7 protein-coding genes and 2 rRNA genes (1 of these 9 cut by a window edge) are annotated in these 10,508 nt (G+C 64.9%); 4 read left to right on the forward strand and 5 right to left on the reverse strand.

Annotated elements, in window-relative coordinates; genetic code table 11:
• Window positions 1-224: 224 nt before the first annotated feature.
• From CKO31_RS13725 to CKO31_RS13740, 4 genes are all read left to right on the forward strand, one after another.
• A complete protein-coding gene (locus tag CKO31_RS13725) occupies window positions 225-1,466 on the forward strand; it encodes a CapA family protein (RefSeq protein ID WP_200238435.1) in 1,242 nt (413 codons plus the stop codon).
• Window positions 1,467-1,491: 25 nt separating this feature from the next.
• Window positions 1,492-2,430, forward strand: a complete 939-nt coding sequence (locus CKO31_RS13730) for a glycosyltransferase family 2 protein (protein WP_200238438.1) — start codon at window positions 1,492-1,494, stop codon at window positions 2,428-2,430.
• On the forward strand, window positions 2,427-4,193 hold the full coding sequence (locus CKO31_RS13735) for an asparagine synthetase B family protein (RefSeq protein WP_200238441.1): 1,767 nt from the start codon (window positions 2,427-2,429) through the stop codon (window positions 4,191-4,193). The genes CKO31_RS13730 and CKO31_RS13735 overlap by 4 nt, the downstream gene beginning before the upstream one ends.
• 137 nt (window positions 4,194-4,330) lie before the next feature.
• On the forward strand, window positions 4,331-5,512 hold the full coding sequence (locus CKO31_RS13740; protein WP_200238444.1) for a glycosyltransferase family 4 protein: 1,182 nt from the start codon (window positions 4,331-4,333) through the stop codon (window positions 5,510-5,512).
• A gap of 131 nt (window positions 5,513-5,643) precedes the next feature.
• Here the strand turns inward: CKO31_RS13740 and CKO31_RS27400 are convergent, their stop codons facing one another.
• From CKO31_RS27400 to CKO31_RS13765, 5 genes are all read right to left on the reverse strand, one after another.
• Complete coding sequence (locus CKO31_RS27400) at window positions 5,644-5,847, reverse strand: HAD hydrolase-like protein (RefSeq protein ID WP_306341740.1); 204 nt, start codon at window positions 5,845-5,847, stop codon at window positions 5,644-5,646.
• Window positions 5,848-5,886: 39 nt separating this feature from the next.
• Window positions 5,887-6,468: a DUF3501 family protein gene (locus CKO31_RS13750; RefSeq protein ID WP_200238449.1), complete on the reverse strand. Its 582-nt coding sequence runs from the start codon at window positions 6,466-6,468 to the stop codon at window positions 5,887-5,889.
• Window positions 6,469-6,672: 204 nt separating this feature from the next.
• Window positions 6,673-8,007: a (Fe-S)-binding protein gene (locus CKO31_RS13755; protein WP_200238450.1), complete on the reverse strand. Its 1,335-nt coding sequence runs from the start codon at window positions 8,005-8,007 to the stop codon at window positions 6,673-6,675.
• 418 nt (window positions 8,008-8,425) lie between these two features.
• Window positions 8,426-8,541, reverse strand: a 5S ribosomal RNA gene (gene rrf / locus CKO31_RS13760).
• Between the two features lie 111 nt (window positions 8,542-8,652).
• Window positions 8,653-10,508: ribosomal RNA gene (locus CKO31_RS13765) — 23S ribosomal RNA — on the reverse strand; it runs 1,031 nt beyond the window's last position.

The raw sequence follows: 10,508 nt of genomic DNA on the forward strand, positions 1-10,508 counted from the left end.
GCGATCACCGTATGTGTCCGACAGTCCGGGCTAGCAGGTGTCTGGCACCACTGCAAAGGGCACCGATATCTGCCGAGAATGATAGAGAAAAGTCGGGCAAGCTGCACCCACTACCCGCGTGCTTGCCGATGAGCTGGCGCGCGGCGCCGAGCACATGCGGCAGACCTGGCCGCGGCATCGCGCGTTATCATGGACGCCATGCTCCCCCGCCGGCAATGATCGAGATGGACCAGACGACAGAGCGAGCGCTGCGGCTCTACGCCTTCGGCGATGTCATGCTGCACGGGCGCTACCAGGCGCATGCCGACGCCGGCACCGCCGCCGATCTCTTCGCGCCGCTGAGCGCACTGCTTGCGGATGCGGACCTGGCGGTGGGGAATCTGGAGACACCGCTCACCACCGCGGGCACCGCTCGCGCCGACAAGCTGTGCCTGCGCGGCGATCCCGTCTATGCCCGCCACCTCGCCGAGGCCGGGGTGTCCGTTCTGAGCCTGGCCAACAACCACTGCATGGACTTCGGTGCCGATGCCCTCGCCGAGACCCGGGCGCTGCTGGACGCCGCCGGTATCGCCAGCACCGGCGCCGGTGCCGATCTCGCATCGGCGACGGCGCCGGTCATCGTCGAGCGCCACGGTATCCGGGTCGGCCTGCTCGCCGCCTGTGATGCGCTCACCAAGCCGGCACCCGCCGCGACTGCGACGACGCCCGGTATCGCGCCATTGGAGCCGGAGGCGGTGCTCGCGGCCGTGGACGCATTGCGCCCGCAGGTGGATCACCTGGTGTTGATGCTGCATTGGGGGCTGGAGTACAGCCCCCTGCCGACCCCGGAACAGGTCCAGCTCGCCGACGCCGCCATTGCACGGGGGGTGTCCGTCATCCTGGGCCATCATAGTCATTGTATGCAGGGCGTGATGCAGCGCGGCGGCGCCGTCGTCGCCTACAGCCTGGCGAATCTCACCGACGACGGCGTGGACCTGAAGACACCCATGCGGCACTACCTGGCGCCGCTCACCGAGGTGGACCGGGAATCCTTCCTGCTGCGGTTGGCGCTGCACAAGGACCGCGTGGAGCTGCTGGAGCCGGTGCCGCTGTGGCTGGACGACAGCGGCCGGCCGACGGCGGCCACCGGTGAGCGGGCGGAGAAGATCCGCGCGCAGCTCGCGGACTGCACCGCGCAACTGGCGGCTACCGCGGACCTGGAGACCCATTGGGCGGACAGTGTCATCGAGCGGCGCGTGGCGGGGCCGCTGATCTCCTGGTGGCGCGACGGCAGCCTGTGGGACAAGATGCGCCGCTTCCGCCCCGGACAGCTGGTGTCCGCTTGGCTGCTGCTCACCACCTACCTCAAGGTCCGTTTCTCGCGCGGCGACGACCGCTGGCTGTTGTACAACGAGCGCAACGACACCCGCCCGATGCCGGCCGTGCGCCAGCCCCGCAGCGGCTCGGACAATGGCGGCACCGAGTGAGCCGCCGCCGGCGCCGTCTCGGGCGATGCCGACGATCACCACCGTCATCCCTGCGCACAACGCGGCGCCCTATCTCGGCGCTTGCTTGGACAGCGTGCTGGGCCAGTCCGGCCCCTTCCGCCACGAGGTCGTCGTCGTGGACGATGCCTCCACCGACGCGACGGCCGAGATCGCAGCGGCCCGCGACGCCGTGCGCCTGCTCCAGCTGCCTGTCAACCGGGGTCCCTCGGCAGCTCGCAATGCCGGCATCGACGCCGCCAGCGGCGGCTATGTCGCCTTCCTGGATGCCGACGACCTCTGGCCGCCGGGGCGCATTGCGGCGGGGCTCTCGGTTTTGCATGCGCACCCGGATATCGGTCTCGTCTTCGGCGACTGCGCCCTCTTCGATGATGCAGGGGAGCGGATGGCGTCCTTCTTCGCGGACGCCGGCCTGGATGACGCCTTCTGGGGCGATGGGCTGCGGATCATAGATCAGGATCTGAAGCTGTTCCGCCGCAACTACATTCCGACGGGCGCAGTGCTCGTGCGCCGGGAGCAGCTGCGCGCAGTGGGCGGCTTTGATCCCGCGCGACGCTTGGTGGAAGACCTGGAGCTGTGGCTGCGGCTTGCGCGGATTTGCCGTTTCGCGCATGTGCCGATGCTGTGGCAGCACAAGCGTTGCCACGGAGCCAACGCCTCCAACCGCCGGGAGGCGATGGCGCTCGCCAACTTGGCGGTGCTAGACGAGCATTGGCGCCCGCGCCGGCGGGCACTGCGCCGTCGCGGGCTGCGCATGCGGGACTATTTCGCCTACGAGTACCTGTTGCTCGGCGATCTGCGCGCCCGTGCCGGCGATGCTCGCGGCGCACGCCGGTGGTACCTGCGCGCGCTGCGCACGGCACCGTCGCCGCGCGCCCTCTATCATTGGCTGGGCGCCTGGCGCGGACTGACGCCGGCGGCCCCGACCGCCGCCGGGAAGTCGTGAACGGACTGCTGGGCGCGGCGAGCCTCGGCTCGGGGAGTCTCGCACGCCTCGGCGCCTACGCCGAGCGCCGAGATGGCGTGACGCTGTGCCCGCCCGGCGCCTTCGCGCTTTGGCGCATCGGCGCGCCGGCGGGCGGGCTGCGCACCATGCGCTCCGAGGGAGTCCAGGCCTGGCTGCTCGGCGATCTGTTCACGCCCCCGAGCCCCGCATCCAGCCCACCGCCGGAGGGGCTATTGGACGCCTACAGGCGGCAAGGACACCGCTGGGTGTGGTCGCTGGAGGGACAGTTCGCCCTTGCTCTCTGGGATCCGGCCCGCCGTGAGCTCGCCTTGTACCGAGACGATTCCAGCACCCGCAGCCTCTACTACCACCAGTTGCCGGGTGGGGCAGTCGTGTTCTCGGACCGGCTGGATCTGCTGGTGCACTGTCCACTGGTGCCGCGGCGGCTGTCCCGGGACGGACTGCACGAATACCTGCGGCTGCTCGACATCACCAGTCCCAATACCATCTACGCGGGCGTGCGCAGCATCGAGCCCGGAGTGCTCTGCCTGCATGATCGCCACGGCGTGCATCGACGCCGGCCGCAGACCACGGCCACGGCGACGGCGACCGCGGATGTCGATGGGCCTGTACCGACCCTGGAGCAGGCGGCGGGCACCTTGGACGGCCTGCTGACAGAGGCCATTGCCAGGCGCACGGCCGATGCCGAGTCCCTGGTGTGCTTTCTAAGCGGAGGCGTCGACTCCGCCTACCTCTGCGCACTGGCGGCAGCTCAGGGCCTAGAGGTCACCGCAGTGACCGTCGGATTCGCGGATGCGGTGGCTGACGAAGCCGCCGTGGCCGCTTCAATCGCGGCGGCGCTCGGCATCCGCCATCGCATCCTGCGCTTCTCTATCCCAGAATATCAGCGCGCCTTCGCGGATCTCGCGGCGGCCGAGTATCCCTTCGCGGACCCTGCTGGAGCGCCCACGCTGCTCGCCTTCGAGAAGGCCCGAGACAGCGCAGAGATCGCGCTGGACGGCACCGGCGCCGACACCCTGCTCGGCATCATGCCCGCGCGCCACCAGCGCATTGCCGTTGAGTACGCGGCACGGCTGCCCTATGCGCTGCGGCGTGCACTGGCGGGCCTGATGACACCGGTGCCGGGCTTGCGAGACTACCGGCCGCTGCTGGATTTCGGCGACCCGCAAGAGGTGCTGATGCGCTGGCGCGGCTGGCCGCGGCGCACCATCCAACGCGTGTGCGGGCGGCCTGTGGACTTGGGCGGCAGCCGCTTTTATCAGATCCACCGCAGCTTTGCGCCCGGGGCGCACATGGCCCGCTACAGCGCCCTCATGGGCACGCTGCCGGATGACCGCATTCACGTCGCCTCGGCGCACACGGGACTGCGCGTGCGCTTCCCGTTCTTTGCACCCGCGGTGGCCGACTATGTCGAGCGCCTGCCGGTGCAGCTGCGCTATGCCGCAGGCGAGCACAAGCGGGTGTTGAAGCACGCACTTGCGCGGCACCTAGCGCGTGCCCTTTGGGACCTGCCCAAGCACGGGTTCGATTTCCCCTTCGATGACCTGCTGATGGCGGACGACCATGCCTTGCTGCGCGCCTATGCCGATGCCCCGACCCTGGAGCGGCTGGGCTGCACCAATCCGGCGAGGCTGAGCCAGGCCGTGGCGCAGTACCGCGCCGGTCATCGGGCAGACCGCTTCCGTGTCTGGGCGTTGGCGGTGCTCGGCGCCTGGCTGCAGCAGCATGACTTGTCTGCGTGATGCACGCTGGCGGAGCGCCCGACGAGCACCGGCGCTCAGACAGAAACCGCCGGCTCGTTCCTGCGGCTGCGGCGAGTCATGTACCATCGTCGCATTACTGTGACGCCAATGCCGCCGGATGCCGGCTCCACGCACTGTTGAAACCCGTCCGCATTCTCATGTTCGCGCGCTACCTGCCGCCGGAGTACAGCGGTGCAGCGGCGCAGGCGTTTCTGCTGGCGGGCCAGCTTCGCGCGCGCGGACATCATGTGGAGTTCGCCACACAGTCCTGGAGCGGACAACGGCGGGATTACGAGGTGGACGGCTTTCGGGTGACGGCGCTGTCGATGCAGTTACAAGCCAGACACCAGGAGTTCAGTGTGTGGCGCAGCTTGGCGGCACACTTGTGGCAGCGCAGACACGCAGTGGACATCCTCCATGGCCAGGGCGCCTACTACACGCAAAGCATCCTGGGGCCCTTTGGACGCTTCCTCGGCAAGCCGACACTGGTGAAAGCCAGCCTGTCGCAGAATGACCTCTCCAGTCTGACACATTCCACCATCGCGCCGGTCCACCGCCGCTTCCTGCGGCTCGTGGATGCCTATGTCGCCATCAGCGAGGAGCTCCAGATCGAGTTCGCGCAGAAGGGACTCCGCGCAGATCGCGTTTGGCACATCCCGAACGGCGTCGACACGAGCCGCTTCCGTCCGGTGCCGGAGGCGGAGCGGCAGCGGCTGGCAGCAGCCATTGGACTCACGGCGAGTCAGCCCATCGCGCTCTTCGTGGGTGTGTTCGACGAGCGCAAGCGCATCGGCTGGCTCATGCGCGAGTGGGTGGCCGCCAACGGCTTCGGCACGGGCGTGCATTTGGTCGCCGTCGGCCCGACGAGCCGCGACAGCTATGGCGAGGCCCTGAAGCAAGAGCTACGCGATCTGGCGGCAGCGCATCCGCGGCTGCTGAGCGTGCGTGACTTCACCCCGGACATTCTCCGGCACTACCAAGCGGCGAGCCTGCTGGTCTTTCCCTCCTTGCAGGAGGGCTTGCCCAATACCGTGCTGGAGGCCATGGCCTGCGGCCTGCCCTGCGTGGTGGCCCGCGCGTCCGGCTCGCGCGAGCTCGTTCAAGACGACGTCAACGGTGCCACATTCGCCATTGACGAAACCGCGGAGCTTCGCGACGCGCTGCACCGCGTGTTGCTCGACCTGCCCCGGCTGGGCGCGCGCAGCCGCGAGCTCGCGGTTCAGCACTACAGCATCGGCGCCATTACGGACCGTTACGAAGCCCTCTACGCACATCTGCTGAGGCAGCGCCGGGGGCTCCCTTGGGGTCAGCCGACGTAGAGGACGCCAGGCACTGTACCGCGCTTCGCGTGCCCTCAATTTGCGGCGAGCAGTCCGTCCCAAACCTCCAGCAAGCGCGCCAGATCCGGTACGTCCCAGTGCGGGTGCCGCAGGTCCTGCGACCAAGGTGCCTATGTTGCGAAGCGCCCGGGACGCACCAGAGCCGCTCGCATGCCGACATACACCGCGCCTGCGATATCCGTAACCGGCCGATCGCCGACCATGACACAGTCCTGTGCCGCGACACCGAATGTGTTGCGCACTCGGTCAGAGGCTGCGCGTGCCGCCGCGTCACTGCGGCTTGGGGCTCGGCGCGCTGAGGCGACGGCTTGCAAGACCGCATCCGTATGGGTCCACGCAACGCAGGACGCGCATCAGTCGAGGTCTGCGGCCAAGGCGGCGCGGCGCGCTGCGTCGAGCTCGACTGCATAGTCGTACTCTGGGTGGTCGGTACCCATGTGCAAGGATGCGCCTTGCTTGACTGCTCGGCAGGTCTCCGCCGGCAGCTGGAAGCGGAGAAAATGCACCGACGAGGTCTTGTCGGCGCTCTCGCGCTCCAGGTCTTCGTCGGCGATCGCGTAGACCTTGGCCTGATCATCGGCCCGGACCCAGACCTTGTCCTCGATGCCGATGAGCCGGGAGAGCGCGACGCGCCGCTCGTCGACGTCCTCGATTTCCACCATGAAGGTCGCCTTCCAGTTATCCCCGTCCGGTATCAGCGGGTTGTAGGCGTCGAGCTCTTCCTGAATGCCGGCTGGCTCGAAAATGCGCTCAGCACGCAACATTTCCTGGACCTGGTACTGCATGGTGAGCCGATCCTCGAAATACAGCGCCGCGTGCGGACCAATGGGAACACGCCGAGACCGCTTATGGGCCATGACCTCGGCGCGGAAGTCGGCACGCCGCTCGGCGTACTGCTCCAGGCTGAAGAGATCGTCGCGGGTCAGTGCTTGCATGCTGTCTCTCCTGGGAGGCAGTGGGCGGGGCTGCTAGCGAAGATCGGGGAGCAACGCCGAATTTCACCTGGTTGCGATCAACCGACCTGCGAGAGGCGGACGCCTGTAACGCATCCAAGGCGGGACGCTGGTACGTCTAGCCCGATGCCATCAATGGCCTGAGCTGATCGGCTTGGCCAGCAACGCCGGCCCAGGCCGATCAGCTCAAAGGCCGTAGGCCAGTCGCAACAGCGTCATCGGATGCTGCTGCTGATCCTCGCGCTCAAGGGCGTGAGCGATGTGGGCACCGGCCATTGGGCAGTCGCTGCCAAAATGATCTGCCTGTGCCTGCTTGACGCGATTGGCGACGGGGCGAACGATTTTCATCGCCGCAGCATGGAACTCTTGTTTGACGGCATAGGTGCCATCGTGGCCCGAACAACGCTCAATGGTTTCGACCGTTGTCTCCGGGACCAAGGCCAGCACGTCCCGGGTCTTTTGCCCGATGTTCTGCACCCGCTGATGGCAGGACGCCTGGTACACCACCCTGCCGAGGGACTTCGCGAACGTCGTGTTGAGCTTGCCGTGCTTATGGCGGAGCATCAGATATTCGAAGGGGTCATACATAGCGTCCTTGACCGCCTGCACATCGGCGTCGTCCGGATACAACAACGGTAGCTCCTGCTTGAACATCAGCACACAGGAGGGCACTGCCGCGACGATATCCCAGCCCTCATCGACCAGTTGCCTGAGCACGGGAATGTTCGCCTGCCGCGCCTGATCCACGGCATCGAGGTCGCCCAGCTCCAGCTTGGGCATCCCGCAGCAGCGCTCTTTGCCGGCGAGCGCCACGGGAATGCCATTGTGCTCGAATACCGCGATTAGATCCTCGTTGAGGCCCGGCTCGTTATAGTTCCCATAGCAAGTGGCGAACAGCGCTACCTTGCCCGTCGTCGGCCCGGCGGCTTCTCCCTGTGCCTGGCGCCCGATCAGGTGCGGATGTCGCTTGCGCAGCGTGTCACTGTGATATTCGGGAAGACGTGCACGCTTGTCGACTTGCAGCACTGACTCTGCGACCGCGCGACCCGCGGAAGTCTTGAGCGCCCTATTGACGATACCTGTGACGACGGGAATGCCGGCCAAGGCCCCGACCCAGTCGGTGCTGGTCAGCAGCCGGTCCCGACCCTTGACGTCCCCTTTGTGGAACTTGACCGCCTTGGCCCGGAGCATCAAATGTGGGAAGTCAACGTTCCACTCGTGCGGCGGCACATACGGACACTTCGTCATGTAGCAGAGATCGCACAGGTAGCAGTGGTCGACGACCTTGACATAGTCCGTCTTGGCGACGCCGTCCACCTCCAACGTCTCCGACTCGTCGACTAGGTCGAACAGGGTAGGAAACGCCCGACACAAGCTCACGCAGCGACGGCAGCCATGACAAATGTCGAAAACCCGCTCCAGCTCCGCGTTCAGGGCGTCCTCGTCGTAGAATTCGGGGGTCTTCCAATCGATGGGGTGCCGAATCGGCGCTTCGAGGCTGCCTTCGCGGGTCGTTGTCATGGTGCCGCTCCATCATCGCTTGCCCAGCACAGGCGCTAAGCCTGCGCTGCGGACCGAGCGCACGCACAGGCACGAACTTGTGTACGCTCAAGACCTTCAGCGTTAAGCATAGTTTAGCCAGGGAATTCCGTGCCAATGGGGAGCGTATATCACCCCGATAGGCGGCAGGGATGACGCGTCTCCCCCGGGGACCGCGCGCCGCCCGATGGCGAAGGCGCCAACGAGCCTAACACAGGGTGCCCCAGCCATTGCCGTGTGCATCGGCTGCCGACACCTTCGGCTCTCAAATCAGCGACCGAGCGATGCTCCCGCCTGCTGGCGGATGACCGACGCGCATCAGTCGCCCCCAGCTCGTGCATGCTCGCCGATCGACCGAGCAAAAAAAAAGGCCGACGATCAGTCGGCCTTAATGATAATGCCCTGGCGGTGACCTACTTTCGCATGGGGAGGCCCCACACTATCATCGGCGATACACCGTTTCACTGCTGAGTTCGGCATGGGATCAGGTGGTTCCAGTGCTCCATGGCCGCCAGGAAAACTGTCGGTGACGGCGTCGCGCCGAGCGCGGCGCCGCCCCATTAATACGGTGATGATCGTTTGGCATCGAGGAATGCGTTGTCAGCACCCAGAATGCTTGGGTGTTATATGGTCAAGCCGCACGGTCAATTAGTACGGGTTAGCTTCACACGTTACCGCGCTTCCACATCCCGCCTATCAACGTCGTGGTCTTCGACGGACCTTCAGGGATCTCGAGGATCCAGGGAGACCTCATCTTGGGAGGGGCTTCCCGCTTAGATGCTTTCAGCGGTTATCCCGTCCGTACATAGCTACCCGGCAGTGCCACTGGCGTGACAACCGGAACACCAGGGGTACGTCCACTCCGGTCCTCTCGTACTAGGAGCAGCTTCCCTCAAGTCTCCAACGCCCACGGCAGATAGGGACCGAACTGTCTCACGACGTTCTAAACCCAGCTCGCGTACCACTTTAAATGGCGAACAGCCATACCCTTGGGACCGACTTCAGCCCCAGGATGTGATGAGCCGACATCGAGGTGCCAAACACCGCCGTCGATATGAACTCTTGGGCGGTATCAGCCTGTTATCCCCGGAGTACCTTTTATCCGTTGAGCGATGGCCCTTCCATACAGAACCACCGGATCACTAAAGCCTGCTTTCGCACCTGCTCGACGTGTCTGTCTCGCAGTCAAGCACCCTTCTGCTTTTGCACTCATTGCGCGATTTCCGACCGCGCTGAGGGTACCTTCGCGCTCCTCCGTTACTCTTTGGGAGGAGACCGCCCCAGTCAAACTACCCACCATACACTGTCCCTGACCCGGATGACGGGCCTAGGTTAGAACTTCAAACATACCAGGGTGGTATTTCAAGGTTGGCTCCACAACCACTGGCGTGATTGCTTCAAAGCCTCCCACCTATCCTACACAAGTAGGTTCAAAGTCCAGTGTAAAGCTGTAGTAAAGGTTCACGGGGTCTTTCCGTCTAGCCGCGGGTACTCGGCATCTTGACCGAGATTTCAATTTCACTGAGTCTCTGGTGGAGACAGTGCCGCCATCGTTACGCCATTCGTGCAGGTCGGAACTTACCCGACAAGGAATTTCGCTACCTTAGGACCGTTATAGTTACGGCCGCCGTTTACCGGGGCTTCGATCAAGAGCTTCTCCGAAGATAACCCCATCACTTAACCTTCCGGCACCGGGCAGGCGTCACACCCTATACGTCCGCTTACGCGTTTGCAGAGTGCTGTGTTTTTAGTAAACAGTCGCAGCGGCCTGGTCACTGCAACCCCCTTCCGCTCCAGCCGCAGGGCTTTCACGTACCAGGGGCGTACCTTCTCCCGAAGTTACGGTACCATTTTGCCTAGTTCCTTCACCAGAGTTCTCTCAAGCGCCTTGGGATTCTCACCCTGCCCACCTGTGTCGGTTTCGGGTACGGTCACACATGACCTGAAGCTTAGAGGCTTTTCCTGGAAGCAGGGCATCGACCACTTCGCTCCCGTAGGAGCTCGTCATCACGCCTCGGCATTGCCACCCCGGATTTGCCTAAGGTGACTGCCTACACGCTTAAACCGGCAACCAACAGCCGGCTGGCCTAGCCTTCTCCGTCCCCCCATCGCAGTCATGCGTGGTGCAGGAATATTAACCTGCTTCCCATCGACTACGCCTTTCGGCCTCGCCTTAGGGGCCGACTCACCCTGCGCCGATTAGCGTTGCGCAGGAAACCTTGGGCTTTCGGCGAGGGGGCCTCTCACCCCCTTTATCGTTACTCATGTCAGCATTCGCACTTCCGATACCTCCAGCAGACCTGACGATCCACCTTCACAGGCTTACGGAACGCTCCCCTACCATGCGAGCAAGCTCGCATCCGCAGCTTCGGTACATGGCTTAAGCCCCGTTACATCTTCCGCGCAGGCCGACTCGACCAGTGAGCTATTACGCTTTCTTTAAAGGATGGCTGCTTCTAAGCCAACCTCCTGGCTGTCTGGGC

It is taken from the genome of Thiohalocapsa halophila (genome assembly GCF_016583825.1).
GTDB classification, from domain to species: domain Bacteria; phylum Pseudomonadota; class Gammaproteobacteria; order Chromatiales; family Chromatiaceae; genus Thiohalocapsa; species Thiohalocapsa halophila.